Below are 26,769 nucleotides of genomic sequence, written 5' to 3'. Positions count from 1 at the left end.
TCCCTACCCTTTTACTATTTGTTTTATTTGCTCCATACTTGCTTTATCAAATCCATACTTAAAATCATTGTCTATTCTTACAGCTTTACCAAAATGATAATTATCAGCCTGTACGGCATCATGTATCTCTTTGATATTATATGGCGTTAAACCTGAACCAGGCATAATTTTTGGTCCATTCAAATCTGCTTCCATTTCAACCAATTTTTTTAGCATTTCTTTACCGTTATCGCAATTAGCTGCTCCACCTGACGTTAATACCCTTTTCACATTCTTATAATTGTTCAGCGTGCGGTATGCATCGGTTAACGAAGCTGTTTCATCAAAGGCTCTATGAAATGTAATATCCAAACTAGAATCAATGGTAATTACTTTCTCAAGTATAGTCGTATCCACTTTGTTATCTTCCGTTAACGCACCGAACACTATTCTATTTCCTCCTAAATCCAGTAATTGTTCAATATCAGCACAAATTATTTCCATATCATTGTTTGAATAACAAAAATGATAGCTATGCGGACGTATCATTACTTGGACAGGGATGGATACACTGTTTAACACCTGTTTGATCGTACCGTAGCTGGGAGTCAGTCCTCCTTCATTTATAGCTGATACTAACTCTAATCGATCAGCACCTAATGCTTCTGCTTGGATTGCTTCTATACCGTTATTTACTATTACTTCAAGTTTCATGTCTTATTACCAACCTCTTCTAGAATTAATTCTGTTAACAGGCGTACGCCAAAGCCAGATGCTCCAGAAACATAATAACCTATTTCTCTCCATGGTCTAACTGTATTTGCCATATCTATATGAATCCATTTTTTCTCCTCTTGAATAAAGTTGTTCAGGTACAACGCTGCAGTAATCGCACCGCCGAATTTCGAAGTGCTCATATTCGAAAAATCAGCAGTATTGCTTTGTAAATAATACTGATAATCATTAATAACCGGCATTGGCCACACGTGATCACCAGTTTTGTCACCTAATTCTTTATACTTCCAAAGCTCATTTTCTCGATTACTAAATATACCTGCTACCTTTAGCCCAAGCGCTTGGCCGATGGTACCAGTAAGTGTAGCAATATCAATGATTGTATCTGCACCTAAGTCTTGAACATATAAGATTCCATCTGCTACTATTAGTCTTCCTTCTGCATCTGTATTTCCTACTTCAACAGTAAGCCCATTTCTGTACTTTATCACATCAGAAGGTAAAAAAGCATCTTTACCACAAACATTTTCCACGATCGGTACTGCAGCAGTTACATGAACAGGGCTCTCCATATCAGCTAATAGTTTCATTGCTCCAATGACAGCAGCTGCCCCCCCCATATCCATTTTCATTTCCCCAATATCACTTGCAATCTTACTATTTGTTCCCCCAGAATCAAAAGTAACTCCCTTTCCAACTAACCCTATATGTGATACGTTACTATTCTTTAAAGTGAGAACAGCAAACTTCGGCGAACGAGAACTTCCTTTACCTACTATTGCAGTTGCCTCTAATCCATGCTTTAATAAATCCTCTTCTGATTCTAATATTTCCACATGGACGGGTGAATCATGAAAGATCGATCTAATTTTCTTAACATATGTATTTGGGGTTAATTTATTCGCAGGTTCATTACATAAATCTCTAGCAATACAGACGGCATTGGCACGTACTCTTGCAACTTCAGCGTAATACTCGTAAGCTTGTGTTCCCAGTTGCAGAGAGACTTCGTGCTCTGGTTCACGCATTTGATAGGTGAGGAACGAATACCCAGCTAAATACCACCCCTCCATAAATGAGACGACAATGTCTTTATTCGAATATGAGGTATAATGCTTAAACAGCCTATCAAAGTTTATGGATACACTTGTAATATCATAGGTGTCAATTGCCTTTCTAGTTTCTCCCCCTAAAAAACGGATGTCTTCCATAGTTTTCTCCGTCTTATTCATACCTACAGTTAAATAAAACGTATTATTCACTTGAATTAAATGCGTTCGTCCATAAAAAATCATTTGTTTTTGAATAATGAATGGGGCTTTTTCATCCAGATTTTCGATCATAACAACATTTATATTCAACACAAAAACTCCTTTTACTCCACAATAAATTTACCTTCCATTTTCCTGCTCCATTCCGTTTAATCAAATAGATGACAAGCAACTTGCTGCTCTTGTTCAATTTGTTTTAATTCAGGCACTTTTTGTTTACAAATATCCATCGCCAACGGACATCTTGTATGAAATTTGCAGCCTACTGGAGGATTGGAGGCGCTTGGAATTTCTCCCTCCAACATGATAGGTTCCCTTTTTTCTTTTGGATCTGGCTTTGGTATGGATGACAATAATGCTTGGGTATAGGGATGCTTGGGGTCTGCAAATATTTGCTTCTTCGTGGCAATCTCTACTAAGCTTCCTAAATACATAACACCAACTCGATCGCTGATATGCTCTACAACACCTAAATCGTGTGAGATAAATAAATACGTAAGCCCAAACTCCTCCTGTAGATCTTTCATCAGATTAAGAATTTGCGATTGAATGGAGACATCTAGTGCTGACACAGGCTCATCCGCAATAATTAGCTCTGGTTTCAGAATGAGAGAACGAGCTATGCCTATTCTTTGACGTTGCCCGCCACTGAATTCATGTGGATATTTTGACAAATGAAATTCACTAATTCCACACTTTTCAAGTAAATCTTTTACTAGTATTTCTTTTTCTTGCTTTGACATTTTTGGATAATGAATCGTTAAAGGTTCCATTAATATATCTTTAACCTTCATTCTTGGACTAAGGGAAGCGTACGGATCCTGAAAGACCATTTGCATCGGTTTTCGATATCGCTTCCATAATTTTTCCGATATATTTGCTACGTTCGTTCCCTGAAAATTTATTTCTCCGGTATCAGCTTTTATCAATCCATTAATAAGTCGGCCAGTCGTAGATTTACCACAACCAGATTCACCTACCAACCCAAATGTTTCCCCCTTTTTAATAAAAAACGATACATCATCTACTGCCTTGACATACTTTTTTTCAACAAACCATTTCTTAGAAAGAGGAAAGTATTTCTTAACATGCTTTACATTTAATAAAATCTCGTTATTCATTATATGTTCACCTCTTTCTGCTGGTCATGATAGAGCCAGCATCGACAAGAATGTCCTTTTTCCTCTAATAAATTTGGTTCCTCCCTTGTACAAATGTCCATAACATCATTACACCTTGCAGCAAATTTGCAGCCTATTGGCATATTTTTTGGATTAGGTACCGTACCTGGAATAGAATACAAGCGTTGATTTCCACTGCCAATTTTAGGAACAGAGTCGATTAATCCCTTTGTATAAGGATGCTTGGGGCTAGCAAATAACGCCTCAACTGTCGAATCCTCTACAACTCTTCCAGCATACATGACAATCACTCGATCACATACTTCCGCGACAACCCCCAAATCATGTGTAATCATTAGTATCCCCATATCGCTTTTTTGCTGAATATCTTTCATTAGATTCAATATTTGAGCCTGAATGGTTACGTCTAATGCCGTTGTTGGTTCATCTGCTATCAGTAAGGACGGTTCACATGAGATGGCCATCGCAATCATCACGCGCTGCCTCATGCCTCCAGACAATTGATGCGGATACTCAGTCATCAGGTCACTTGCACGCGGTATGCCGACAGATTTTAATATATTTATTGCATGTTCATGTGCTTGTTGCTTTGATAGCTTTAGATGTAATTGAATAGATTCTCTTAATTGTTTACCAATTTTCAATACCGGATTTAACGAAGTCATCGGTTCCTGAAAAATCATGGATAACTCCTTTCCACGATACTTTTTCATTTGCTTTTCCGGCAATTGCGTCAAATTTTCCCCTTTATATATAATTTCTCCGTTAATTATTTCACCTGGCGTATCATGTAATAGTCGCATAATGGATAAGGATGTAACGCTCTTTCCGCACCCTGATTCTCCCACTATTCCAACTATTTCACCTTTATTCACATGAAAACTAATTCCATGAACAACAGTTTGCAGCCTGCCTTCATTTTGAAAAGCTGTTTGTAAATTATTCACTTGAAGTAGGCGTTCCATTATACCCCTCCTTTCATTAATCCTTTGTCTTTGGATCCAATACATCACGAAGTCCGTCACCCAATACGTTGAATGCAAGTACGGTAAGAAAAATAATCAACCCAGGAAAGAAGACTAAATGAAATGCTGAATCAATATAATCTCGAGATTTACTCAGCATTGCACCCCAATCAGGTGATGATGGCTCTGCACCCAGTCCTAGAAAACTTAAGCTAGCTGCTGCTAGAATAGCGGTACCTACCTTCATCGTGAAATAAACAATAATTGTTGGAATAGTTTCCGGAAAAATATGCTTCCATATAATACGGCGATTGCTGGCTCCAATAGATCTTGTAGCTTCTACAAACAGCATTTCCTTCGACTCCAACGTTGCACTTCTTACGATTCGAGCAAACGATGGGATACTAAAAAAGGACACGGCTATAACAACATTTTTTAAACCTGGTCCTAAAATGGCTACAATCCCAATTGCCAAAATCAGATCTGGAAAAGCAAATAATACATCACATATTCGCATAATTAAACGATCCATCCATTTACCAAAATAACCACTTATTAAGCCAAGCACTGTCCCTACTATGGCTCCTAATAAAACTGCAGAAATACTTACTGTTAACGAAATTCTTGCTCCTACCGCAAGTCTGCTTAAGATATCTCTCCCAAATGCATCCGTTCCAAATAGATGCTGTAATGATGGTGATTCTAGTAATTTATTATAATCTGGAGCAGCAGGATCATAGGGGACAACATAGGGACCAATTATCATAACAATAACTAAAAATCCAATAAAAAATAGGGAAAACAGCGCTGGCTTCTTTTTACGAAATTCTTTCCAAAAGCTGTATAGACGTCCTTGCCTTTGCTTATCTAACTGTTCCTGTGTTATAGCTTCTGTTTGTATCATACGTACCATATCCCTCCAATCACTTACTCATATCGAATTTTCGGATTCAAAAAGCTATAAATGATATCAACAAGCAGATTCACCAAAATAAACTGTAAGGAAAAAAGTAAAATTTCCGCTTGTACTACTGGGTAATCTCGTATTTGGATGGAATCGATTAGTAGTCGACCTAGTCCAGGAAAACTAAAAACGGTTTCTACTACTACTGAACCGCCTAATAAAAATCCAAACTGTAGACCAGCAATTGTTACCACAGGAATCAGAGAATTTTTTAACGCATGCCCAAATATAATTGCATTACCGCCTAGCCCTTTTGCTCTACCTGTTCGGATATAATCTTGTTTCAAGGTATTTACCAATGAAGACCGCGTAAATCTAGCAATCATAGCCATAATTCCTGCACCTAACGCAAACGATGGCATGAGATAACTTTGCCAGCCATCAGCCCCCCCTGTCGGAAGCAGCCCCAATTGTACAGAGAATAGTTGAATAAGAACTAGCCCCACCCAAAAGTTAGGAAGGGAAATACCAGATACTGCTGTAAGCATCCCTAAATAATCCGGCCACTTATTTCGAAAAACAGCAGAAATAATCCCTAATAAAATTCCGACGACAAGTGCCCATCCAATACTCAGAAAGGTCAAACCAAGCGTAGGCATAATTCTTTCTCCTATTAATTCACTGACAGGAGCACCAGACTGGATTGAATAACCTAAATCACCAGATAAAAGACTTTTAAGATAATCAAAATATTGAACGAATAGAGGTTTTTCTAAGCCCAAACTTTCACGAATCTGCTGTACCTCTTCATATGTTGCTTCTTTACCAGCAATTAATCGAGCTGGATCACCAGGTATTAAATGAATAAACATAAAGATAACAAATGAGACGACAAGGACAAGTGGTATTAGTCCAAGCACTCGTTTAATTATGTATTGCCACATATGCTTTAACACCTCCAATAAAGGGAGCTGATAACAACCAGCTCCCGCAGCCTATTTATTTGAATTGCGCGTTTTTAATGCTCACAGAACCGTCAGGTAAAACATAAACACCTTCAAGGTTTATACGGTGACCTGATAGAATCGTATCTGTTGCTAAAAAGATCCAAGGTGCTTCACGATAAACAGTACTTTGAATATTGGCATAAATTTCCTCCTGTTCATCAATATTGGAAGTTTCATTTGCTGCATGAATCCATGTATTTACATCGCTGTTGTTGTAATATGCTGTATTTGCGCCATTTGGTGGGAAGTATTCACTACTAAACAACGAGCGAGTTGCTCCATCAGCATCTCCAGATGAAGGAGACCAGCTTACATACCACATTTGTACCTTTGCATCCTTTGGTGTTTCTGGCGTGTATATTTCATCAGATAGCGTCCCCTCTTCCATTGACTTAATCGTTACATCAATGCCAATCTCGGCCAGCTGTTGTTTAATAAATTCCATGCCTTGAAGTGTTTCTGAGCTTGTATTCCCCCAGATCTCTGCCTCAAACCCATTCTCATAGCCTGCTTCAGTCAATAAGTCCTTCGCTTTTTCTAAATTGAATTCATATGGTTCTTGCTTTGTATAGTATTGTGTTTCCGTTGACATGGTTGAGTCTAATATATTGCCATACCCATTCTTTACTACTTTTATATATGCATCCTTATTCACTGCATAATTCATTGCTTTTCGCACTTTTTCATTATTAAATGGTTCCTTAAATGTATTAATAGAAACGTATCTGGCTATTGTAGATGGTGTTTTTTCAATCACAACATCGCTATTCGATTCTAATTCTTTTATATCTTGTTGAGGAACAGGATAAACAAAATCCGCCTCTCCTGTTTTTAACATAGCAGCTCTAGAGCCGTTTTCCGGGACCGGCTTAAATGTAACCTTCTCTGCATCGGAATTGGCAGCATTCCAATAATCATTATATTTTTCTAAAACAAGTGAGTCTCCTTGATTCCATTCAACAAATTTAAAGGGCCCTGTTCCAACAGGATGTAACGCGATGTCTTTTTCATCATCCTCAAGTGCTTTTGGACTTATAAAGGGCACCATTGCAAATTTATTTAACATGGCACTGAATGGTTGATTTAATATAAACGCAACTTCATACTCATTTATAACTTCAAGTTTTTCCACATACTGAAGGTTTCTTTTAGCACGTAAATCATTATCCTCATCTATAATACGCTCATAATTAGCTTTTACTGCGTCAGCATTAAAAGGTTCTCCATCATGAAATGTCACGTCTTTTCTTAACTGAAATGTATAGGTTAAAGCATCATCACTCACTTGATAATCTTCAGCTAGAACAGGTTCAATCTCCATATGTTCATTAAAACCTACTAGCCCTTCATACATTGCTCTTGTACCAAAAATTGAAACGGTATCTCCAGCATTTTGCGGATCCAATGTAACAAAATTTTGATCAATTGCAATGGTTAATTCCTTATCGCCTTCACCTTTATTTCCTTGATCATTATCACTATTTGCATCTGAAGAACACGCTGATACAACTACTATTATTCCTAGTAATATCATTAGACGTATCCATTTATTTGTCATTGATTGCTCCCCCTCTTATAATCGAATTTTTGTTTCTCCAACCACTTTCCCATTATCATTGAAGATTTCGTTTGATCGAATATTAAGCAAACGATCAATCGTTTCTTTATTATGATAATTTAACTTTTGTAGTAGCTTAGCTACTAATAGTGGCCAAATTAATTCAGAACCAGTTAACACCTTTAAGGAAATGCTTATTTTTTCTCTCTTTAACGCCAAGCAATAGACTCCTTGAGCTCCTCCTTTTGCAATAATATTTTCATCCTCAAGCAGAGCTGTACAAATAAAGTTATGTGAAGCGACAATTCTAGGGTGTTTGTTCATAACTTCTCCTATTCTTTTTACAGCCGTTGCAACCCGACTATCATGTATCATCGAAGGCTGAATGAACTTTAAGAATGAAATAGCCATGTTTTTTAGCGGAACGCTATGAACAGGAACTCCACAACCATCAATTGCGGTTTTTATTTCTTTCTTCGGGGTTTCCGACAAATCTGCTACATAGTTTAAAACTTCTTGTTGAAGCGGATGACCCAACCATTCATAGTTTGATAGATCATAGTTTTTCTCTCTGGAATAAGCAAGAAACCCCAAATGCTTACCAGAACAATTATGCAAAAGTTTACGTTTAGGTAAATGTTCCCGGATATAGGAAATCTTTGGTTGTTCATTTAAGGGATAGCTCTGTTGGCAGACCAGCATGTCTTCTGACAATTGCAGTTTATTCATTAAACGTTCTAAAGCCTCTTGATGATAGGATTCACCTCTTTGAGATGCCGTAAATAAAGCTGCTTCTTCTGTTGTTAAATCATACTTTTCCATAATATCTGTGGTGAATAAGGGAATTGCTTGTAATGGTTTCATCGCTGACCGATAAAAAACGGACTGCTTTACATCACCGTATTCATAAAGTATTTCCTTCTTTTCATTTAAAACACAAATCAATCCCTGATAAACATTTTCTAATGTTCCTCCTCTATATTCTTCAGCAATAATAGGTGTTGATATCATAGGTTAAACCCCACTCTTTTCATGAATATTTTTTATAAAATGCTGTAGTACAATCATGGCAGCTCCTATCACAACGCCATCTTCTCCCGTTTTTGTAGTGCGTAATTGAAATGTCTTCATGACAGGTGCCCACATCTGATTCTCACACTTTTCAATAATTTGATCTTTAATTTGCGGAAACCTTTCAATTAAACTACCAGCAAGAACGACGGAATCTGGATTGTATACGCAAACAACATTATTAATCGTAATTGCTGCATAGGTAATTGCTTTATCAACTATATTTCTTGCCCACTTTTCTCCATTTTCATATTCAATGATTAAGGCCTGAATATTTTCAATCTCTTTTGTTTTAGATGCTTCATCTAACAAAAACTTTTCAGCAATATACGTTTGGAGACAGCCAAAATTCCCACATGGACAATAAATTCCATAAGGATCAACGATAGTATGTCCGATTTCTCCTGAGAAGTTTCCTTCACCTCGATAGATTTCTCCTTTCTTTATTAACGCAGAACCTACCCCACTACCAAAACCAATCATTGCCATATACGCTTTTTTTGGTTCAGGATCACTAATATACTCAGCAAGCGCTTTCAATTTTAATTCATTGTCCACGAATACGGTAAAGCCTACTTTCTCTTCAACCATCTCTTGTAAAGGGATATTTTTCCAATCAAATTGCGCAGATAATTTCACCTCACCTTTGTCATTCTCAATAAGTCCTGGTAAGCCAATACAAACTCCAGCAATTTGATCCGATGTAAGATTTTCGTCGTCAATCATTTGTAATATATGGTCTGCTATAAATTGAACTGTTGCCACTGGATCTATTGATTGATAGTCAAAGTACTTCAGAATGGTTAACTTTCCTATAAAATTCATTAAACCGATCCGAATAACTTTCTGGTCAATTTCAACACCAATTGAGAATACAGAATGTTCATTTGGAATAAAATAAGTGGCCTTCCTGCCAATTCCTTCGCTAGACATATTCATCTCTCTTATTAGCTTATTTTCTTGTAATGATGCAACAATTCGAGAAGCAGAAGTAGGACTCATCGACGTTTGTTTGGCAATTTCGGCACGTGAGATCGGACCTTGATTAAGAATTATTTCTAAGACTAAACTTCTATTTTCTTTTTTTAAAAAATCTTGATTCTTAATTTTCATTTGATCACCTATTAACATCATGTAATTAATAACCAGAATTAAATGGCTTTTTCCATTGATTTTTTACTATTTATTATATTTTTCCAGTATTTAACCAAATAGTTTCTCCTGTGAAGTTATTAATAGTATAGATTAGCGAGAAAAATTAGTCAACTAATTTTTAGAATGTTTTAACTAATTTATTTCTTGCGATATTTCGTATCTGCTTTTATTTTCCACTTATCTTCAGATGAAACCATGTTATCTAAATGCTGTAAACTGTACATTGGAGTAAATCCCTAAGTTTCCCTTGACAAATAGCAAAAACAACTGTAATCTATTTTAAAAATTACATAAACTATTTTCTTATCCAGAGAGGTGGAGGGACTGGCCCTTTGAAGCCTCGGCAACAGACTTATAAAGAGAACTGTGCCAATTCCAGATGCTCGAAAGCATGCAGATAGGAAGAGTAACCGAATGATGTAAGCCTCTTCTTATTTAATTAGAAGAGGCTTTTTTCATCGAATGAAGGGATGGATATTATGTCACGAAGAAGCATTGAAACAGAATTAGTACAATTAGGAAATAAGAGTGATAAAGCTACTGGAGCAGTTAGCGCACCTATTTATTTGTCAACTGCCTACCAGCACCACGGACTGGGACAATCATCAGGCTATGATTACTCAAGAACGAAAAATCCTACAAGAACCTTACTAGAGGAAGGAATCGCTAAATTGGAATCCGCTGACAGTGGGTATGCTTGCAGTTCTGGAATGGCAGCCATTCAATTAGTATTCTCTCTTTTTAATGCTGGGGATGAACTCATTGTAACGAGTGATGTATACGGAGGAACGTACCGATTATTAGAGCATTACGCCGCTGCATATCAAATTCAGACAACATATACAGATTTCAAGAATGACGGAGAAACGCGGCGACTGATATCCTCGAAAACAAGAGCAATCTTTATTGAAACACCTACAAATCCCCTAATGCAAGAGATAGATATTGTAAAAGTTGCGGAATTAGCGCACCAATATAATGTACTATTAATTGTTGACAATACTTTTCTGACCCCGCTACTTCAACGGCCAATTGAGTCAGGGGCTGATATCGTCATTCATAGTGGCACGAAATACATTGGTGGTCATAACGATGTACTCGCTGGATTAGTAGTGGCAAAAGGTAAATCCTTGTCTGAAAAATTAGCCAATTACCACAATGCTTCAGGTGCTGTGCTATCACCTTTTGACTCTTGGCTATTAATTCGAGGATTAAAAACACTAGCGCTTCGGGTGGAAAAACATGAAGCCAATGCAAAGCTTATCGTATCCTTTTTGCAAGAGCATCCAATGGTTGATAATGTTCTATATCCAGGAAGAGGTGGTATGTTATCTTTTCGCTTACGAAAAAGTAAATGGATAGATCCTTTCCTTCAAAGTTTGAAGCTTATCATTTTTGCTGAAAGTTTAGGAGGGGTGGAAAGTTTTATTACTTATCCAGCAACACAAACTCACGCTGACATACCTAGAGATGAAAGAATAAAGCGTGGTGTTGACGACCAACTGCTACGGTTTTCAGTTGGAATTGAACAACCAAATGAATTAATAGAGGATTTAAAACAAGCATTAATTGAAGTGGATACATATGCTTATTAACCTACATTTGCTATAATAACGCATGAAGTGTTTATAAGAGAGTAGGTAACTACATGATATTAGTCATCGATAATTATGATTCATTCACATTTAATCTTGTACAATATATGAAGCAGCTAAACCAGCAAGTATATGTCGCTCGCAATGATGAAATCTCAATAGCAGACATTAAACGATTAAACCCATCTAGCATATTGCTCTCTCCTGGACCTGGAAACCCGGCTTCTGCAGGTATATGTCTAGAGATTGTAAGAAAACTGTATACGCTATATCCAATAATTGGAATTTGTTTAGGGCATCAAACGATTGCTCAAGCCTTTGGTGCTAGTATTGTAAAAGCCAAACAACCAATGCATGGTAAGGTTTCAATGATTACCCATGATCATAAAGGTATATTCAAAAAGCTTAAAAATCCGTTAGCTGTCACAAGGTATCATTCACTTATTGTTCAGGAGGCTACCCTACCTTCTTGCTTTGAAATAAGCGCAAAATCAGTTACAGGTGAGATTATGGCAATTCGCCATAAAACTTATCCAATAGAAGGAATTCAAGCTCATCCTGAAGCAATACTATCCGAACAAGGGCTACAGTTATTAGAGAACTTTTTCACACGAAAGGTTGGACAAATAGATGCATTCGCCAAAAAAACCACTCCTATTCTTTGACTTTGCCAATCATTTAGGTAATAAACAGCCCATGACCTTTAAAGATCCCATTACTATTATAACCACTACAAAGTTAGAAGAAGTAATACCTTGTATGCAATCTATTCAACAGTATATCGAAGCTGGTTACTATGCAGCTGGATACCTTGCATATGAAGCAGCGCCTGCCTTTGATCCGGCTCAGCAAGTAAACAACTGTAGTACCTTGCCACTATTGTGGTTCGGTATTTTCGCTCAGCCATCAGATGAAATAATGGCTGATACTAAAGCCTTTCATTTAACAGAGTGGAAACCTACAACTTCCCTTGAAGATTATCAACAAAATTTGAAAATGATAAAGCAACATATCGAGAACGGAGACACCTATCAGGTTAATTACACAGTCCGGCTACAGAGCCAATTTAACGGTGATACTCGAAGTTATTTTCAACAATTGGCACAAGCGCAATCAGCTAATTATGCAGCCTATCTGGACATTGGAGACCATTCAATTCTGTCTGCATCCCCTGAATTATTTTTCCATTTAAGGGATGGCAAGATAACGACAAAACCAATGAAAGGTACCGTTAAACGAGGCAATTCACAGCAGGAGGATAAGCAACTTGCAGATTGGCTTTACCATTCTGATAAAAACAGAGCAGAGAATGTAATGATCGTAGATTTATTACGAAATGATTTAGGGTTAATTGCAAAACCTGGTACTGTTAAGGTTCCGAAGCTTTTTGCAATTGAACGTTATCCAACCGTTTTTCAGATGACATCTACTGTAGAAGCTGAAGTTGATAGTGATATTACTACCATTTTTAGAGCATTATTCCCTTGCGGCTCGATTACTGGAGCACCTAAGATTAACACGATGAAAATAATTAATCAGCTAGAAGATTCGGCAAGAGAGGTATACTGTGGAACAGTAGGTTATATTACCCCGGAAAAAGAGGCAATTTTTAATGTACCGATACGTACTGTCCTAGTAAATAATACAACCGGTAATGCACTATACGGGGTAGGCGGTGGTATTACTTGGGATTCGACTGATGATGAAGAATATACCGAGATTTTAACGAAAGCATTATTTCTTAGTAAGGCTCAATCATCAGTGGAACTTTTAGAAACTATTTCCCTTATAGATAGTGAATATTATCTAATCGATTACCATATGAACAGATTAGAAAAATCTGCAGCATACTTTTCAATACCACTTCATCGGGACAAGCTTTATAAACTACTGGTAGAAACCGCCAATCAACATAGTATCGGTTCCTTTAGAGTACGATTGGTTATTTCTAACCTAGGAGATATAACCATATCTGCTGAGAAGGATGTAACGACGTTGCCTGCTTCTCCTGCTAAGGTGGAGCTTGCGAAATACCCAATTAACAAGAAGGATGTCTTTTATTATCATAAGACAACCCATCGATCCATATATCAGGTTTTCCTTAATGAATTCCCTGAAGCTTTTGATGTGCTTTTGTGGAATGAACAGCGCGAGTTAACTGAATTTACAATCGGAAATTTAGTTGTTGAAATAAATGGTGGTCTTTATACACCCCCCCTTGAATGTGGCTTATTACCGGGGACATTTCGTCAAAAACTTTTAGATGATAACATTATTTCAGAACGAAAAATTAGAATAGAAGAAATTAAAAATTGCGCAAATATATGGTTGATTAATAGTATACGTAAATGGGTACCAGTTGTGGTTCACATAAAGGATTAGTGGACATGCACAAACAAGGCAAATATGGTAGATATAGTATGGCTAAAAAAAAGAACCTGCTAGCCATTTAGTTAAGGCTGAGGCGCCGATAATAGAGGCTTTCAGCCACAGAGCAAACCACCAGTTCTAACTACTCTGGTGGTTTTGATTTGGAATTAACCAAGGGCCACATCTAAAATCATCATTATAGTAAAACCAATCATTAAACTCATGGAAGCAAGGTCTTTGTTCCCTTCCTCCTGCGAACCAGGAATTACTTCTTCTGCTACCACAAATATCATTGCCCCGGCTGCAAAGCTCAGAGCATATGGTAACAATGGTTGAATAAAGGTAACAGCAACTGCACCAATTATTCCTGCAATCGGTTCCACCATACCTGAAAATTGCCCGTACATAAAGCTCTTCCTTCTTGACATACCTTCTCTGCGAAGTGGCATAGAAACAGCTAAACCTTCCGGGAAGTTTTGAATACCAATACCTATTGCTAGAGCAATTGCACCTGTGATAGTCGATGTTGATAAATCTGCTGCAATTGCCCCAAATGCAACCCCTACTGCTAAGCCTTCTGGAATATTATGCAACGTAATTGCCAAAACTAAAAGCGTACTTCGCTTTTTTCTAGTGGGATGTATGCCTTCCGCATCCTTCATTGGAGAGGTTGGATGTAAATGTGGCAGTACTTTATCAATGCTCCAAAGAAATAGCCCTCCTAGCATAAATCCAACAGCTGCTGGAATCCATGCAATTGTTCCGCTAGCTTCTGCCATATCCAATGCAGGCGAAAGAAGGGACCAAAAACTAGCCGCTATCATTACTCCTCCTGCAAATCCGAGCATAGCATCCATCAGTCGTTGATTAAAGTTCTTTGTAGTGAAGACTAGCGCCGCACCAAGTGCTGTCATTCCCCAAGTAAATAATGTCGCAATTGTAGCTTGTACTACTGGATGTAACGATAAAAAGTAATCCATCACATTCAACTCCCCTTTCTCAACAGCAACATAAACAAATATTATTACAATTCCTCTTATAGCATACGTTTAATTAACAACATATATTTTTAAAATTACTACGTGAATAGCTTACTCCTTTTCATTCTGGTTATTCAAGTAAGCTGTTTTAAGCTTATGGATTTATGTTGTCCGAGATTTTTTTATTCCTAGGGAATGAAATCATAATTATCTAAAAATCTACATACATAATAATGTAACATCGAGAATAAACATGCAAACACGGGAGGTACGACAATGGATCGTAATAATGGTTGGTTTAATCAAGAACATAATAATTCTCTAAATAAGTCTAATTCGAATCAATCACCTGTCCATAAACAGAAATCGAATCAGCAGGATAAACATTCTAAAACATCTCACAAAGCTCAAAAGTGGGCAGAGGATTTACCTGCAAAGCTACACTCACAGACTGTTGGTAAAAGAGGTCCTGTTCTAGAACAAGATAATATTGTTCATGAAACCCTTGAATCATTTGTACATGAAAAAATGATAGAGCGACCAGTACATGTAAAAGGCTTCGGAGCATTTGGCTATTTTGAGACAATAAATGCAATGTCTGAGTATACAAAACTCTCCTTTTTACAATCCCCTGGTCATAAAGTTCCCGTTGCAGTAAGGTTTTCGCTTGCTGTAAGCACAAAAGGCACACCAGATACATCCCGAAACGTTCGCGGATTTTCTACGAAATTCTATACAACGAACGGCATTTTTGATTTAATTTGTAATCATATTCCGGTCTTCTCTGTCCGGGATGCGATTCGTTTTCCAGAATCCATCAAAGCTTTTTTGCCATCGCCCAAAAATAATCTACTTGATCCTGAAAGATTCTGGAGCTTTGTAGCTCGAGCACCTGAGTCCACCCATTTTGTTGTTAGAATTTATTCTGACGCAGGAACGGTAAAAAGTCTTCGCCATCTACCGGGACATAGTGTGAACACTTATGTGTGGAAAAACGCTAAAGGAGTAAGACATTACATAAAATACCATTGGATTCCTTTTGAGGGAGTAGAATATATAGATAGCTGTGAAGCAACAAAGCTTGCGGGTGAAAACCCGGATATCGCTGGTCAAGATTTATATGATACAATCGCTGCTGGAAAGACTGTAGAATATGGTCTATACGTGCAGCTAATGGACCCTGCTGATACAGATAAGCTTCCCTTCGATCCGTTAGATGATACAAAGGTCTGGGATGAGCAGCAATATCCAATGTTGCCTGTTGGAAAAATGGTATTAAATCGAAATCCTGATAACTATATGGAGCAAGTGGAAAAGATCGCTTTTTCACCTTCTAACCTTTTAGAAGGTGCGGAGTTATCGGACGATAAAATGCTACAGGGTCGAGCCAATATTTACTGGGATTCACAGCGCAGACGAATCGGACCCGATTTCCGTAAAATTCCGATCAACCATCAAGAAAATTGGTGGCCAGGCGACCTTGTTACGAGTGGCAGTGACAGGTATGTGGAAGGTAGGCTTGCCAGGTCGGGAACCCCCAAGCAAGATGACTTTGCACAGGCTGGAGCGTATTATAACTCTCTCCCAGTGCAACAACAAAAACATTTAGTAACTAATCTCGCTAGGGATCTCACTGGAATTTCTCCTGAAATACGTAGCATTGTTTTAAAATATTTATATAATGCTGCATCGGAATTAGGAGAGCAGACTTCTCATCAAATTGAAAGACTAACCAAATAAAGTGAGACTTCAATCAGTTGGGAGATTTTGTTTATCTCCCACTTATCCATATTGGTTTCACTTTTTTGCTGGAAATGGGTCTATACTGCCAATTATATGTGGGATAAATCAGTAATTATATCGATTCAATAACGTATCGCGTAAACTAATTTATGATCCGAGAATATCCAACCAAATTTTAATGGCTGTTCCTAAGATAAGAATTGCTAATATCCACTGTAAAAGCTTTGTATTTACCTTTTTCCCAAAATTAGCTCCCAATGGTGAAGCAATCAAGCTTGCCACAATCATAAGAATTGCTGGAATGAATAAAACTTGTCCTGTCAACAACTTTCCTGTCGTTGCACCAATAGAAGAAATGAAGGTGATAGCTAAGGAAGTAGCAATTGTCATTCTTGTCGGTATCTTTAATACAAGTAGCATAATCGGGACCAAGATAAATGCTCCAGCAGCACCAACGATACCAGCACCGATACCTACTAAAAAGGCGAGAAATGCTGCAAGCCATTTATTAAATTTCACTTGATCCATCGGAATATCATCAATTCCCTTTTTAGGTACGAACATCATGACAGCTGCTATGGTAGCAAGAATACCGTAAACAAGGTTTACTCCGCCATTACTCATAAATTGCGATCCATAGCCACCAATAAAACTACCAAGTAAGATGCTAATACCCATATAGATGATTAAGATTACATTTAAATACCCACCTTTACGATAGGCCCAAACACCACCTATAGTGGCAAATAATACTTGTACCGCACTTATTCCTGATACTTCGTGGGCAGTAAACGCCGTTAATCCGACCAATGATGGTATATATAAAAGCATTGGATACTTTATAATAGATCCACCAATACCAACCATACCAGAAATAAATGACCCAATAAATCCAATTAAGAAAATGGTAACGATAAACAATAGACTATATTCCATATCTAAATCCCCCTAAATAGAGAGGGCTCACCTAAGTGAGCCTCCTTTATCCTTTTTTAACCCAAAATTTTAATATATTATCCTCTTCTGTATCCTTCAGCAATTCATGTCCCCCTGCCTTAGCCCATGCCGTAAGATCACTCTTTGAGCCCTGATCAGTTGTATGAACCTCCAGTATATCTCCAGAATTCAATTCTTCCATTGCTTTCTTTGTACGTACAATTGGCATTGGACAAGCCAACCCTTTTGCATCTAATACTTTTGTTGATTTCATCATAACTTCCTCCTTTAAAATTAACCTTCAACCGCACAACGGTTAGGGCCAGTTTCCATTTCTTTTTGTTTCTCTTGATCTGGGTCAATTTTACCCATGTTGGTTCTCCGAATATCCTGATAATCATTTGGTTGTGGTGGTAAATTTTCCGTCACCATTTTACGGAACTCTTGTTCACCCTCTACCTGTAATCCTTCATTTCTTGCATAAAGATCACCTAATCGTGCTGATACTTCTCCACCTTCTCCTAATTCCTCAGCAAAAGAGTAGTGAGCTGGAAGAACAATTAAATTATTAGAAAGCTCTTTATAGCGAGAATAAAGTGTTTCACGTAGATCACCTACCCAATCTTCCGCTAAACCCGCTAAATCTGGACGACCAATTGATCGAACAAATAGAATATCACCAGTTAATAGATAGGTATCGTCAATAATGAATGACGTACTTCCAATGGTATGGCCAGGTGAATAGATAGGCTGTACCTTTACCTCCGTATTCCCAACGATGATATCGTTACCTTCTTGTAAAGGTGTAAAATCAAATGTTACCTCTTCTGCATCCTTTGGAGGAAGGTAATACGTACCTCCAACTTTTTCAGCGAGTTTTCGACCACCAGAAATATGATCTGCATGAAGGTGAGTATCAAGTAAGTGTTTTATTCGTACTTCCTTTTCGTTTGCAAACTCCTCATAAACATCTGTCATACGTGCAGTATCGATAATTGCTGCTTCTCCATTTGATTGGACAAAGTAAGAAAGACAGCCTTTTCCTAAACGTACGAATTGGTATAATGACCCACCCTCTTTTAGATCACCGATTTTAATAGGCTCTAAGTGCTCGCTCCAGGCCTTCATACCTCCTTCTAAGCTATACACAGTAATATATCCTTCTTCCTCTAGGAGATCGGCTACCATCTCAGATGAACCACCTTTAGCACAAACAACAATTATTTCTTGGTCTTTTGATAGCTTATTAGCCACAGGATCAACACTATCTAATAAGTTGAAGTATGGTTCATTAATAACTTCAACTTGTCCCCCTTCTATTTTCCAATTATCAAATTCATCTGTATTTCGCACATCTAAAATAATAATTTTCGTATGATTAATAATTTTCTGAGCCATTTCTTTAGTTGAAATTGTTTTTGCCATTACTCTTCCTCCTAACTAAAATGATAATGAAATATTGGCATCTTTGGCATATTCAATAAAGGTAGCTGCTCCACCAACTTCTATACCTTCAACAAAGGCTTTCTTTTCTAACTTCATAACATCCATTGTCATCTGGCAAGCTATCATTTTCACTCCCATTTCTTGAGCAATAGCTACAAGCTCCTTAATGGATGGAACATTCGCTTGTTCAAAGCCTGTTTTAAAATCCTTTTTTCCTTCTGGAAGTGGCAAATTTTTATACTTATCTTGATGAATGAGGTTCAATCCCTCAAACGTAAAGAATATCCCTACCTCAGCATTAGACGCAGCTGCTGCTGTTGCTATATTAAAAACTTTATATGCATCAAATAACGTCCCATTTGCTGCGATAATTGCTACTTTTGTATTTGACATTTTACTTCCTCCTTAACGTTCATTTGCTAATGGACCATCCCATTTGGACATACCTGGTACAACATTCCATATATTGGTGAATCCTGCTTCTGTTAACTTTTGGGCAGCTAAATCACTTCTGCTCCCGGTACGGCAAATAATATATAATTCTTTTTTCTTATCTAGTTCTTCGAAGCGTTCTACCAATTCACCAAACGGAATATTTACTGCCCCAGGTATATGACCAAAGGCAAATTCGGCTGGCTCACGTACATCTAAAACAGTAATAGTTGCACCCTCTTTGTATTTAGCTTGCAAGGTAGATAGTTCAGCTATTTTCTCATATTTCTTTTCTTCTTTAGCTTCAGCAACACTTGCTTTGCGTACATAGTGCTTTAATATATCATCTTCTTCAACAGTGCCTAAATATTGATGACCTGTACTTTCTGCCCATGCTTTTAAATCAGCTGTCGAACCTTTGTCAGTTGCCTGCACCTCCATTACCTGACCTGGATCTAATTCTTTAATAGCTTTTTTTGTTTTTACAATTGGCATTGGACAAGCCAATCCTTTTGCATCCAAGACATCATTTGCTTGTATACTCATGTAATCCCTCCTATTTTTCTAGTTCTTCTTCCCAATTGAGCATGCCGCCAGCAACATTCGTAACATCAAATCCTTTATCTTCTAAAAATGTAGCTGCTTTTCCACTTCTACCACCGGATCGACACACCATATAATAGTGTCTCTTTTGATCTAATTCTCCTAATTTATCAGGAATATCACCCAATTTAATGTGATTAGCTCCAGGTATTTTTCCTTGAGCTACTTCATTATCTTCGCGGACATCTATAATATATAGTTTTTCTCCCGCCAAAACCTTTTGAGCTAATTCCTTGGTAGTAATCTCCTTCATTACACTTTCCTCCTATTCATTCACAGTTGGTAAAACACATATACAGGTACAGGTATATAAACCCGAAAAAAATTAGATAAATAGATTTACATTCCCATCCTGAGCATCACCAATATAAGCAGCAACACCACCATACTCAATTTCATCGAATAATTCCTCTTTTTGTAATCCAAGTAGATCCATTGTCATTGTACAGGCAATTAATTTTACATCTTGTTCTTGAGCCATTTCTACTAACTGAGGAAGTGGTATAGCATTATGCTTTTTCATAACACTTTTTATCATTTTGGGACCCATCCCTAAATAGTTCATTTTAGATAATCCCATTTTATCAGTACCTTTTGGCATCATTTTCCCAAACATCATTTCCATAAAACCTTTTTTTACTGGAACTTGATTTTCTTTACGTAATGCATTTAACCCCCAAAAGGTATGAAAAATAGTCACCTCATGGTCATATGCAGCAGCACCGTTAGCAATAATATAAGCGGCCATTGCTTTATCATAGTCCCCGCTAAATAATACAATTGTTGTTTTCTTTTTTTCAGTCATCTTCACAGCACCTTCTTTCGGATTTTACTAATACCCGAATGGGTATTATATCGTTTATAAAAAATAGGGTTAAGTTAACCCCTTCTACATGGTAGTAGTTTGCTACTAGTTTGTCAATGTGTTACCTGCTCTTAACCAGTAATTGTACTGCTTCCTGTATAATTTCCTCTGAGCTTTCACCATTTTCTTTTTCTTCTCGAATACACTGTTCTAAGTTTGTACTTACAATCAGTGCAGCCGTACGATCAATTGCACTTCTTACAGCAGACATTTGCGTAACAATATCACGGCAATCTTTTTCGTCTTCCATCATCTTTAACAAGCCTCTAATCTGCCCCTCAACCCGCTTCATTCTATTTTTCACATTCGAATTGTACTTCATTTCTCCAGCCCTCCTTTCCTTTATTCATTAGCAGCTACATGATAGCCTATAACGTGCTTTCCTTTTTTTCGTAAAAAACGAGAGCTTAAATTTTTATCAACCCGATCCTTTGCTACAATGATGAGTTTATGATTTGGTAATTCATTATAATAACGATGAAGGTACGGCATTGGTAAACAACACGCATTATCAATCATGTCCTGTGATGATATTTGGTAGTCTCTCGTATCTACAATGGTTATCTTATCATTACATGAGGAGACACGATCAATATTTATTTTTCCAATACCCCAAACGGGTATATATCGTCGATAAAGGACAAGCAATAATAAACTAATCATAACTAATAGTAAGACAGTCATATTTCCCTCCTTGTTTCCTGTAATCTACATCTATATTATACCCCTATAGGTATAATGTCAAGGAGGTATTTTATTTATTATGGAGAAGCAAATAAGCCGAAGACAGCAAAAAGCAGTAGGTATTGAGCCAAAACAAGTAAATAAGCAGTCCGCCAATCCCTTCGTTCCATTGAGGCTATTTGCAGAAAATTGTTAAGTCGTTTTTCAAGTTTAATAATTTGATAGATATATATATTTAGACCTAATGGGAAAAGAATGCCAATAACTTTCCAAATTTTTGCTTGCTCATACTTATGAAATAGATATGTAATATAGCATTGCGAAATAATCACAACTGCTGCTAGTAGTAATAGAACAATATATAATTCTGTCCATAGATTATGTACCATTTTTAACACCTACTTCATCTAAAAACAACCAGCATATAATTATCTGCAATATCGTCATCCAACCTATAAATAGAACAGAAGAATAGTCTAGTGAATGAACAATTTGAAAAACTACAGTTAATGGCTCTGTAAAAATGTGAATAGAATGGAAGCGTAAAAACCTACCAATATATACACCAATACTTGATAATATAATCATTAATAGTAATATCAAATTCATCCACTTTGACCTTCCTAAAAAGGCTCGGACTTGGTCCATCATTAGCACATAATAAAATAAAGCCAAAAATACGCCACTAACTAATATCGTAAAATTCCACCATTCCTTCAACTCTAGTCCTTCCATAAAATCAAAATCAAAAAAAGTTAGGTGAATTAAATCTGTTACTACATAAATAGCATTTGGAGATAGCAAAATAAAAGTAACAACAAAAAACATACTCATCACTATTTCTTTATTATTTCTTATTCGAAATAGAGGAAGTAAAAAAGAAAGCTCTAATGCAGCAAAAGCAAGAAATAAATTAAAAATCATAAACGAATAGGTTGTATCAAAACATAATAACACTAAAATATAAAGGAAAAAGATAATTCTTGCCTTTGATCGCTTGCTCATAATTAAGCTCCCCTTCATTTGTACATTTATCTATATTACAATGAGAAGATACGATGTGCAACGATATCGTTTATTTATGAGATAGATATAGTAAGGAGGTTTTTTCAATGCGTCTTTGGCACGAATCCCTAATTAAAGCTTTGCCACGTCAACAATTACTAGGACAACACCGTGAATGCTGTGCGTTACGAGGCAAGGGATGGGGGAAAAAACATGCTACGGTAAATTATGTGTTCCACTACTCCCCATATCGACTTTTTTTATATCATAAACGCATTATGATTGAAATGAAGAAGAGAGAATATAATATTGATCCATCATGGGAAGATCCATATTACCGGGGGAAAAATTCAGAACCACATGATGCCGAAAGTTTTTACGGTATGGATGCAAATCGTAACATCGATCATCCCATATACCCCGAGCATAATAATTCATATTTGCAGGAATGTATCGATAACTTAAGGGAAAAAGGGGTTATTCTTAGTAACCGTTGATTAAAAAGCTTGGCAATACTATACCCTATCCTCTAAAAAAGAATGGTCTATTACGGAATGTTGAGATTTTGTACTGCATTGTGGGAGATTACTTCACTGTCAAACTTTTGGATCCCTTCAGGGGCATTATTGGGGCCCACTCTCGCTAGGAGAGCCATTGTATTTCACCTACGCTACTTAGTTTAGATAATCTAACATCAAATAAAGCCGAGCCAATTCAAAGACAAGCTAAAGCTTTTCGAATAGGCTTGGCATTCACATATGATGTCACGGTCTAACATTACGTAAAATATTCTATGTTAGACTCTGGAAAATATTTATGAATATATCCACCTAACGTATCCTTCATATCTTCTTGCTCCTCATCCATATAAACGTATTTTCCTATTCCGTACCTTCCCCACTTCCACTTCCGTTTCGATTCATCTAATTCCAATTTTGTCATTGGATAATTTTCTTGAATGACTCGTTTAGCTGGCTTGGTAAATCGATGCTGAATCATTTCAAACGTTAGATCCTTTTTCGCTTTTGTTGATAAAGCTGCTTCTAATTTTTCAAACATTTCATGATACCCTTGCTTCCAACCATCATGTAGATAAATCGGGGCAACGATAAACCCTAATGGGTATCCAGCCTCTGCTACCTTTACAGCAGCTTCAATACGTTCATTCAACCGAGATGTGCCAGGTTCAAAATATTTAATGATGTAGTCATCATTTATACTAAAACGAAATCGAGTTCGACCATTATGTTTTGCATCTAATAAATGATCAACATGTGCAAATTTGGTCACAAACCGTAATTGGCCATATTCCGATTCGCCAAAGTATTCAATGGCCCGTTTTAAAGTATGTGTTAGGTGGTCTACTCCAACTATATCTGACGTACATGATGCCTCAAATCGTGTTGTTTCAGGCGCTCTTTCGTCCATATATTGCTCTGCGGCTTCGAATATCTCATCTACATTGACGTAGGTCCGAATATACGGTTTACTTCCCATCGTTGTTTGTAAATAGCAATAATGACAATGCCCCATACATCCAGTAGCAAAAGGAATAGCATATTCAGCTGATGGCTTTGAGGTATCGAACTTTAAGGTCTTACGCAGTCCAACAACTAGTGTAGACTTAGCTACTCGATATCTTTGAAAATGATTATCCCCCGGCAAATTTCTAACTTGATTATGAGATGTTGTTTCTCTAATCTCAATACCCATATCCTCAAACTTCGTGATTAATTTTTTACCTAGTGGATATGTCAATGCATTAGGTTCAACATAGACAAGCTGTGGAACAAATGGTTTAACCATTGTAGTCTCCTTGTTCTGGTAAGCCAAAAGCTGCCTGATATGCCTCTTCGGCTTCATTAGCAGACTTATATACGGCAATCTCGTCCGTTAATGGATAATAGGTTTCATATATAAACAGGGCTAATTCTTGTGGCAGTTCAGGATTTTCTACCACCGCCGCCTGTTGAACCTGGGCAACATCCTGTGCGTGCGGATTGCGAATGATAACATAAACTACTTCACCAGGTTGATACATATTATTAATCTCCATCTAATCACCAAACTTCTACAATTATTATCCTTATTATGTGCAATCACCATTGATTTAAAACTAACAATCGTATTAATTTGCTATACTTTGCGCTATACGCTATATATAAATAAAAATGAAGCGAACAAGCTATTCGCTTCATTTTTATTTATAGTTATGGAAAATACTATTCAGCCATTTTTACAATAGCCTTAATCGTCACACCATTCTTTGAATCTGCAAAGGCTTCATTAATTTGCTCGAACTCATAAAACTTAACTAATTTATCAAACGGAAATTGTCCATTTTTATAATACTCAACTAGCTGAGGAATAAATACTTTAGGTATGGCGTCCCCTTCAATTACTCCCATAATCGTTTTGCCTTCTGCCATGATATCATTATGCACATCAAACGTTATTTCTGGTGTAACACCAACAATTGCACATTGTCCTAAAGGGCGAAGCGCATGTATGGATTGTTTTACCACAGGAGGAACTCCAGTTGTATCAATGGCATAGTGCGTTCCCCCATTGGTTATTTCTTTTATTTCTTTCACAACATCCTCTGTCGTTTTACTATTTATAGCATGAGTTGCACCTAATTCTTTTGCCAATTCTAGACGACTCTCATGAATATCTACAGCTATAATTTGCTTACATCCTTGAATCTTAGCAGCCATAACTGCGCTTAATCCAACAGCACCACTACCGTATATTGCAATTGATGAACCAAATTCGGGTTTTAATTTATTTAAAACGGTACCGCTGCCAGTTTGGATTCCACATCCAAGTGGTCCTAATAATGCTAAGTCAACATCTTTATCGACTTTCACAACATTTTTCTCATTAGCAACAGCAAATGTTCCAAAAGAAGATTGTCCAAAGAAAGTGGATAATGCTTGTCCATTCTGATGAATTCTATATGTTCCATCCTCCATCTTTCCTCCGAAATTCAAATCATTGAATGCTAGACAAACAGATGGATGCCCTGTTAAACAGTTTTCACAATGCCCGCATGAAGCAAATGCAATGACGACATGGTCGCCAGGCTCAATTGTAGTGACTGCATCTCCAATCTCTTGAACAACACCTGACCCCTCATGACCCAGTACGGCGGGGAATGGTGCAAGGCCCGCATCTCTTGCTACTGCATCGGTATGACATACACCAGAAGCTACAATTTTAATAACAACCTCATTGGGTTTAGGTTCAGAAAGCTCCACCTCTTCTAGTTTAAAATCATCACCTTGACTATGTGTAACAGCTGCTTGAACCTTCAAACATATACAACTCCTATCTTTTAGTTATTTATAATTATTTAGTTACTATATATTATTATACACTGATATATCGGAACTAACGATAAATGTGCTTGAGACAAGACAAAATACTGCATCATACCAAAACAAGTAAGCTTCATACCATATGTCCATCTAGAATATGTTACCCATCAAAACGCTAAAATAGTAAAAAGGTAAACAAGTTACGGTAAACTCGTTCACCTTTTTAAACTGTATAACAGCCAAGAACAAATGAATCACATCGTGTTAACAATTAGTCCGATATGGGTAAAATAATTCATCACACCAAATAAAACAAAAACCCATCCTGCAATAGTCCAAGCCATTTTAATAATGATTAATAAGCTTTTATTAGGCTTTGGCTTTAGGATAAATGGAAATAACACTGCCCCCAGCCCTGTAATCGCGTATAATCCTGAAATAAACATTGCCTCGATTAGCGGATAATCTGCAAATGCACCCGAAATCGGTTCTTCTGGTGGAGCAGCAAATAACTGATAAGTTACTCCAGCAATCGCCACTGAAAAAAGTGCTAGCCCCATTGCTGCAGCAAAATAAGCTAATGGTTTTAACAAATAAGGTAGCTCCTGTTGTAACTTTTCAGAAACCGTCTTATTATGGTTCATATTTATACCTTCAGCCATATATACGTTTGACTTTCTCCATAATAAAATAGCAGCTGCCAACAACATTACCCCAAAAGCTAAGGATGGTTCTCCAAAGATGATATCATCGAAGGGAAATCCAATTTTAGACAACGGCCATGTTAAGCTCATATGCGTACCAGTTATTGTAAGGATAAAACCAGGGATAGCAAAGCCAATGGCCCACCCCTCCAGCTGTCCAACGCGCCCTCTGTTCACATGTGATGCAAATCGCAGAATTAATAATAAACCTACACCAGTTGCTACCGCCATAATCGTATTATACACCTGCGTTACTGACCAATCGATAACCATTTGTACTCCCCCTTGTTTAAACATTT

General features: G+C 37.1%; 30 protein-coding genes and 1 riboswitch. Of the genes, 5 read left to right on the top strand and 25 right to left on the bottom strand.

Annotation, left to right across the window (positions count from 1 at the left end; translation table 11 throughout):
• Nucleotides 1-3: 3 nt before the first annotated feature.
• Genes ABDZ84_RS17780 through ABDZ84_RS17740 form a run of 9 tightly spaced genes read right to left on the bottom strand, consistent with a single transcriptional unit; the run spans nt 4 to nt 9,745 of the window.
• Nucleotides 4-693, bottom strand: coding sequence for a copper homeostasis protein CutC (locus ABDZ84_RS17780; RefSeq protein WP_026682203.1), 690 nt, complete (start codon nt 691-693; stop codon nt 4-6).
• Nucleotides 690-2,075 carry a leucyl aminopeptidase family protein gene (locus ABDZ84_RS17775; protein WP_166529948.1) on the bottom strand — a complete coding sequence of 462 codons (1,386 nt, stop codon included), beginning with the start codon at nt 2,073-2,075 and terminating at the stop codon, nt 690-692. The genes ABDZ84_RS17780 and ABDZ84_RS17775 overlap by 4 nt, the downstream gene beginning before the upstream one ends.
• 59 nt (nt 2,076-2,134) lie before the next feature.
• Nucleotides 2,135-3,106: an ABC transporter ATP-binding protein gene (locus ABDZ84_RS17770; RefSeq protein ID WP_026682204.1), complete on the bottom strand. Its 972-nt coding sequence runs from the start codon at nt 3,104-3,106 to the stop codon at nt 2,135-2,137.
• Nucleotides 3,106-4,092 carry an ABC transporter ATP-binding protein gene (locus ABDZ84_RS17765; RefSeq protein ID WP_200862567.1) on the bottom strand — a complete coding sequence of 329 codons (987 nt, stop codon included), beginning with the start codon at nt 4,090-4,092 and terminating at the stop codon, nt 3,106-3,108. The genes ABDZ84_RS17770 and ABDZ84_RS17765 overlap by 1 nt, the downstream gene beginning before the upstream one ends.
• A gap of 16 nt (nt 4,093-4,108) precedes the next feature.
• Nucleotides 4,109-4,996 carry an ABC transporter permease gene (locus ABDZ84_RS17760; protein ID WP_034679379.1) on the bottom strand — a complete coding sequence of 296 codons (888 nt, stop codon included), beginning with the start codon at nt 4,994-4,996 and terminating at the stop codon, nt 4,109-4,111.
• A gap of 23 nt (nt 4,997-5,019) precedes the next feature.
• A complete protein-coding gene (locus ABDZ84_RS17755) occupies nt 5,020-5,940 on the bottom strand; it encodes an ABC transporter permease subunit (protein WP_166529947.1) in 921 nt (306 codons plus the stop codon).
• Between the two features lie 55 nt (nt 5,941-5,995).
• Nucleotides 5,996-7,561 carry a glutathione ABC transporter substrate-binding protein gene (locus tag ABDZ84_RS17750; RefSeq protein ID WP_166529946.1) on the bottom strand — a complete coding sequence of 522 codons (1,566 nt, stop codon included), beginning with the start codon at nt 7,559-7,561 and terminating at the stop codon, nt 5,996-5,998.
• 15 nt (nt 7,562-7,576) lie between these two features.
• Complete coding sequence (locus ABDZ84_RS17745) at nt 7,577-8,572, bottom strand: asparaginase (protein ID WP_166529945.1); 996 nt, start codon at nt 8,570-8,572, stop codon at nt 7,577-7,579.
• A gap of 3 nt (nt 8,573-8,575) precedes the next feature.
• Complete coding sequence (locus tag ABDZ84_RS17740) at nt 8,576-9,745, bottom strand: ROK family transcriptional regulator (protein ID WP_026682210.1); 1,170 nt, start codon at nt 9,743-9,745, stop codon at nt 8,576-8,578.
• A 342-nt stretch (nt 9,746-10,087) separates the two neighbouring features.
• A riboswitch (SAM riboswitch) is annotated at nt 10,088-10,191 on the top strand.
• A 75-nt stretch (nt 10,192-10,266) separates the two neighbouring features.
• Between ABDZ84_RS17740 and ABDZ84_RS17735 the strand changes: the two genes are divergently transcribed.
• Genes ABDZ84_RS17735 through pabB form a run of 3 tightly spaced genes read left to right on the top strand, consistent with a single transcriptional unit; the run spans nt 10,267 to nt 13,764 of the window.
• Complete coding sequence (locus tag ABDZ84_RS17735; RefSeq protein ID WP_026682211.1) at nt 10,267-11,382, top strand: methionine biosynthesis PLP-dependent protein; 1,116 nt, start codon at nt 10,267-10,269, stop codon at nt 11,380-11,382.
• 53 nt (nt 11,383-11,435) lie between these two features.
• A complete protein-coding gene (locus tag ABDZ84_RS17730; protein WP_026682212.1) occupies nt 11,436-12,047 on the top strand; it encodes an anthranilate synthase component II in 612 nt (203 codons plus the stop codon).
• On the top strand, nt 12,013-13,764 hold the full coding sequence (gene pabB, locus ABDZ84_RS17725) for an aminodeoxychorismate synthase component I (RefSeq protein ID WP_026682213.1): 1,752 nt from the start codon (nt 12,013-12,015) through the stop codon (nt 13,762-13,764). The genes ABDZ84_RS17730 and pabB overlap by 35 nt, the downstream gene beginning before the upstream one ends.
• A gap of 155 nt (nt 13,765-13,919) precedes the next feature.
• On the opposite strand, the gene ABDZ84_RS17720 is transcribed toward pabB, so the two are convergent.
• Complete coding sequence (locus ABDZ84_RS17720) at nt 13,920-14,732, bottom strand: ZIP family metal transporter (protein WP_246484555.1); 813 nt, start codon at nt 14,730-14,732, stop codon at nt 13,920-13,922.
• Nucleotides 14,733-15,008: 276 nt separating this feature from the next.
• Here ABDZ84_RS17720 and ABDZ84_RS17715 point away from each other — a divergent pair, with 276 nt between their 5' ends.
• A complete protein-coding gene (locus ABDZ84_RS17715) occupies nt 15,009-16,472 on the top strand; it encodes a catalase (RefSeq protein WP_051388385.1) in 1,464 nt (487 codons plus the stop codon).
• Between the two features lie 150 nt (nt 16,473-16,622).
• Here ABDZ84_RS17715 and ABDZ84_RS17710 read toward each other — a convergent pair whose 3' ends face one another.
• From ABDZ84_RS17710 to ABDZ84_RS17660, 11 genes are all read right to left on the bottom strand, one after another.
• Complete coding sequence (locus ABDZ84_RS17710; RefSeq protein ID WP_026682215.1) at nt 16,623-17,411, bottom strand: sulfite exporter TauE/SafE family protein; 789 nt, start codon at nt 17,409-17,411, stop codon at nt 16,623-16,625.
• A 46-nt stretch (nt 17,412-17,457) separates the two neighbouring features.
• On the bottom strand, nt 17,458-17,685 hold the full coding sequence (locus tag ABDZ84_RS17705) for a sulfurtransferase TusA family protein (RefSeq protein ID WP_026682216.1): 228 nt from the start codon (nt 17,683-17,685) through the stop codon (nt 17,458-17,460).
• Between the two features lie 20 nt (nt 17,686-17,705).
• On the bottom strand, nt 17,706-18,836 hold the full coding sequence (locus ABDZ84_RS17700) for an MBL fold metallo-hydrolase (protein WP_026682217.1): 1,131 nt from the start codon (nt 18,834-18,836) through the stop codon (nt 17,706-17,708).
• A 15-nt stretch (nt 18,837-18,851) separates the two neighbouring features.
• Nucleotides 18,852-19,250 (bottom strand): DsrE/DsrF/DrsH-like family protein, encoded by a 399-nt coding sequence (locus tag ABDZ84_RS17695; protein ID WP_026682218.1) that lies wholly within the window; start codon nt 19,248-19,250, stop codon nt 18,852-18,854.
• A 12-nt stretch (nt 19,251-19,262) separates the two neighbouring features.
• Nucleotides 19,263-19,835 (bottom strand): sulfurtransferase TusA family protein, encoded by a 573-nt coding sequence (locus ABDZ84_RS17690; protein ID WP_121604972.1) that lies wholly within the window; start codon nt 19,833-19,835, stop codon nt 19,263-19,265.
• Nucleotides 19,836-19,845: 10 nt separating this feature from the next.
• Nucleotides 19,846-20,145: a rhodanese-like domain-containing protein gene (locus ABDZ84_RS17685; protein WP_026682220.1), complete on the bottom strand. Its 300-nt coding sequence runs from the start codon at nt 20,143-20,145 to the stop codon at nt 19,846-19,848.
• A gap of 72 nt (nt 20,146-20,217) precedes the next feature.
• On the bottom strand, nt 20,218-20,697 hold the full coding sequence (locus tag ABDZ84_RS17680; RefSeq protein WP_281949157.1) for a DsrE/DsrF/DrsH-like family protein: 480 nt from the start codon (nt 20,695-20,697) through the stop codon (nt 20,218-20,220).
• A 121-nt stretch (nt 20,698-20,818) separates the two neighbouring features.
• Nucleotides 20,819-21,079 carry a metal-sensitive transcriptional regulator gene (locus tag ABDZ84_RS17675; protein ID WP_026682222.1) on the bottom strand — a complete coding sequence of 87 codons (261 nt, stop codon included), beginning with the start codon at nt 21,077-21,079 and terminating at the stop codon, nt 20,819-20,821.
• A gap of 20 nt (nt 21,080-21,099) precedes the next feature.
• Nucleotides 21,100-21,441 (bottom strand): hypothetical protein, encoded by a 342-nt coding sequence (locus ABDZ84_RS17670; RefSeq protein ID WP_034679384.1) that lies wholly within the window; start codon nt 21,439-21,441, stop codon nt 21,100-21,102.
• 77 nt (nt 21,442-21,518) lie between these two features.
• Nucleotides 21,519-21,830: a hypothetical protein gene (locus ABDZ84_RS17665; protein ID WP_034679386.1), complete on the bottom strand. Its 312-nt coding sequence runs from the start codon at nt 21,828-21,830 to the stop codon at nt 21,519-21,521.
• Nucleotides 21,820-22,446, bottom strand: a complete 627-nt coding sequence (locus ABDZ84_RS17660) for a DUF1361 domain-containing protein (RefSeq protein WP_026682225.1) — start codon at nt 22,444-22,446, stop codon at nt 21,820-21,822. The genes ABDZ84_RS17665 and ABDZ84_RS17660 overlap by 11 nt, the downstream gene beginning before the upstream one ends.
• Nucleotides 22,447-22,553: 107 nt before the next feature.
• Between ABDZ84_RS17660 and ABDZ84_RS17655 the strand changes: the two genes are divergently transcribed.
• A complete protein-coding gene (locus ABDZ84_RS17655; protein ID WP_026682226.1) occupies nt 22,554-22,943 on the top strand; it encodes a TIGR02328 family protein in 390 nt (129 codons plus the stop codon).
• 280 nt (nt 22,944-23,223) lie between these two features.
• Here the strand turns inward: ABDZ84_RS17655 and splB are convergent, their stop codons facing one another.
• The 4 genes from splB to ABDZ84_RS17635 all read right to left on the bottom strand — a co-directional run bounded on the left by splB (nt 23,224) and on the right by ABDZ84_RS17635 (nt 26,743).
• On the bottom strand, nt 23,224-24,252 hold the full coding sequence (splB, locus tag ABDZ84_RS17650) for a spore photoproduct lyase (RefSeq protein ID WP_026682227.1): 1,029 nt from the start codon (nt 24,250-24,252) through the stop codon (nt 23,224-23,226).
• On the bottom strand, nt 24,245-24,487 hold the full coding sequence (locus tag ABDZ84_RS17645; protein WP_318279728.1) for a transcriptional regulator SplA domain-containing protein: 243 nt from the start codon (nt 24,485-24,487) through the stop codon (nt 24,245-24,247). Before ABDZ84_RS17645 ends, splB begins: the two co-directional genes overlap by 8 nt.
• A gap of 181 nt (nt 24,488-24,668) precedes the next feature.
• Nucleotides 24,669-25,763, bottom strand: a complete 1,095-nt coding sequence (locus ABDZ84_RS17640) for an NAD(P)-dependent alcohol dehydrogenase (protein WP_343782436.1) — start codon at nt 25,761-25,763, stop codon at nt 24,669-24,671.
• Nucleotides 25,764-26,020: 257 nt separating this feature from the next.
• Nucleotides 26,021-26,743, bottom strand: a complete 723-nt coding sequence (locus tag ABDZ84_RS17635; protein WP_121604965.1) for a DUF981 family protein — start codon at nt 26,741-26,743, stop codon at nt 26,021-26,023.
• Nucleotides 26,744-26,769: the final 26 nt, after the last annotated feature.

The organism is Virgibacillus salarius (assembly GCF_039521925.1).
GTDB classification, from domain to species: domain Bacteria; phylum Bacillota; class Bacilli; order Bacillales; family Amphibacillaceae; genus Virgibacillus; species Virgibacillus salarius.
The sequence above is the reverse complement of the archived record's forward strand: the minus strand, read 5'-3'. Positions and strand labels throughout refer to the sequence as shown.

What these genes read in the sequence shown, in the direction of transcription:
- pabB (WP_026682213.1), top strand. Translation starts at nt 12,013, where the DNA reads ATGCATTCGCCAAAAAAACCACTCCTATTCTTTGACTTTGCCAATCAT.
- ABDZ84_RS17675 (WP_026682222.1), bottom strand. Translation starts at nt 21,079, where the DNA reads ATGAAGTACAATTCGAATGTGAAAAATAGAATGAAGCGGGTTGAGGGG.
- ABDZ84_RS17745 (WP_166529945.1), bottom strand. Translation starts at nt 8,572, where the DNA reads ATGATATCAACACCTATTATTGCTGAAGAATATAGAGGAGGAACATTA.
- ABDZ84_RS17670 (WP_034679384.1), bottom strand. Translation starts at nt 21,441, where the DNA reads ATGACTGTCTTACTATTAGTTATGATTAGTTTATTATTGCTTGTCCTT.
- ABDZ84_RS17665 (WP_034679386.1), bottom strand. Translation starts at nt 21,830, where the DNA reads ATGGTACATAATCTATGGACAGAATTATATATTGTTCTATTACTACTA.
- ABDZ84_RS17730 (WP_026682212.1), top strand. Translation starts at nt 11,436, where the DNA reads ATGATATTAGTCATCGATAATTATGATTCATTCACATTTAATCTTGTA.
- ABDZ84_RS17755 (WP_166529947.1), bottom strand. Translation starts at nt 5,940, where the DNA reads ATGTGGCAATACATAATTAAACGAGTGCTTGGACTAATACCACTTGTC.
- ABDZ84_RS17750 (WP_166529946.1), bottom strand. Translation starts at nt 7,561, where the DNA reads ATGACAAATAAATGGATACGTCTAATGATATTACTAGGAATAATAGTA.
- ABDZ84_RS17770 (WP_026682204.1), bottom strand. Translation starts at nt 3,106, where the DNA reads ATGAATAACGAGATTTTATTAAATGTAAAGCATGTTAAGAAATACTTT.
- ABDZ84_RS17715 (WP_051388385.1), top strand. Translation starts at nt 15,009, where the DNA reads ATGGATCGTAATAATGGTTGGTTTAATCAAGAACATAATAATTCTCTA.
- ABDZ84_RS17700 (WP_026682217.1), bottom strand. Translation starts at nt 18,836, where the DNA reads ATGGCAAAAACAATTTCAACTAAAGAAATGGCTCAGAAAATTATTAAT.
- ABDZ84_RS17740 (WP_026682210.1), bottom strand. Translation starts at nt 9,745, where the DNA reads ATGAAAATTAAGAATCAAGATTTTTTAAAAAAAGAAAATAGAAGTTTA.
- ABDZ84_RS17655 (WP_026682226.1), top strand. Translation starts at nt 22,554, where the DNA reads ATGCGTCTTTGGCACGAATCCCTAATTAAAGCTTTGCCACGTCAACAA.
- ABDZ84_RS17635 (WP_121604965.1), bottom strand. Translation starts at nt 26,743, where the DNA reads ATGGTTATCGATTGGTCAGTAACGCAGGTGTATAATACGATTATGGCG.
- ABDZ84_RS17760 (WP_034679379.1), bottom strand. Translation starts at nt 4,996, where the DNA reads ATGATACAAACAGAAGCTATAACACAGGAACAGTTAGATAAGCAAAGG.
- ABDZ84_RS17765 (WP_200862567.1), bottom strand. Translation starts at nt 4,092, where the DNA reads ATGGAACGCCTACTTCAAGTGAATAATTTACAAACAGCTTTTCAAAAT.
- splB (WP_026682227.1), bottom strand. Translation starts at nt 24,252, where the DNA reads ATGGTTAAACCATTTGTTCCACAGCTTGTCTATGTTGAACCTAATGCA.
- ABDZ84_RS17680 (WP_281949157.1), bottom strand. Translation starts at nt 20,697, where the DNA reads ATGACTGAAAAAAAGAAAACAACAATTGTATTATTTAGCGGGGACTAT.
- ABDZ84_RS17685 (WP_026682220.1), bottom strand. Translation starts at nt 20,145, where the DNA reads ATGAAGGAGATTACTACCAAGGAATTAGCTCAAAAGGTTTTGGCGGGA.
- ABDZ84_RS17690 (WP_121604972.1), bottom strand. Translation starts at nt 19,835, where the DNA reads ATGAGTATACAAGCAAATGATGTCTTGGATGCAAAAGGATTGGCTTGT.
- ABDZ84_RS17780 (WP_026682203.1), bottom strand. Translation starts at nt 693, where the DNA reads ATGAAACTTGAAGTAATAGTAAATAACGGTATAGAAGCAATCCAAGCA.
- ABDZ84_RS17645 (WP_318279728.1), bottom strand. Translation starts at nt 24,487, where the DNA reads ATGTATCAACCTGGTGAAGTAGTTTATGTTATCATTCGCAATCCGCAC.
- ABDZ84_RS17695 (WP_026682218.1), bottom strand. Translation starts at nt 19,250, where the DNA reads ATGTCAAATACAAAAGTAGCAATTATCGCAGCAAATGGGACGTTATTT.
- ABDZ84_RS17720 (WP_246484555.1), bottom strand. Translation starts at nt 14,732, where the DNA reads ATGGATTACTTTTTATCGTTACATCCAGTAGTACAAGCTACAATTGCG.
- ABDZ84_RS17705 (WP_026682216.1), bottom strand. Translation starts at nt 17,685, where the DNA reads ATGAAATCAACAAAAGTATTAGATGCAAAAGGGTTGGCTTGTCCAATG.
- ABDZ84_RS17660 (WP_026682225.1), bottom strand. Translation starts at nt 22,446, where the DNA reads ATGAGCAAGCGATCAAAGGCAAGAATTATCTTTTTCCTTTATATTTTA.
- ABDZ84_RS17735 (WP_026682211.1), top strand. Translation starts at nt 10,267, where the DNA reads ATGTCACGAAGAAGCATTGAAACAGAATTAGTACAATTAGGAAATAAG.
- ABDZ84_RS17710 (WP_026682215.1), bottom strand. Translation starts at nt 17,411, where the DNA reads ATGGAATATAGTCTATTGTTTATCGTTACCATTTTCTTAATTGGATTT.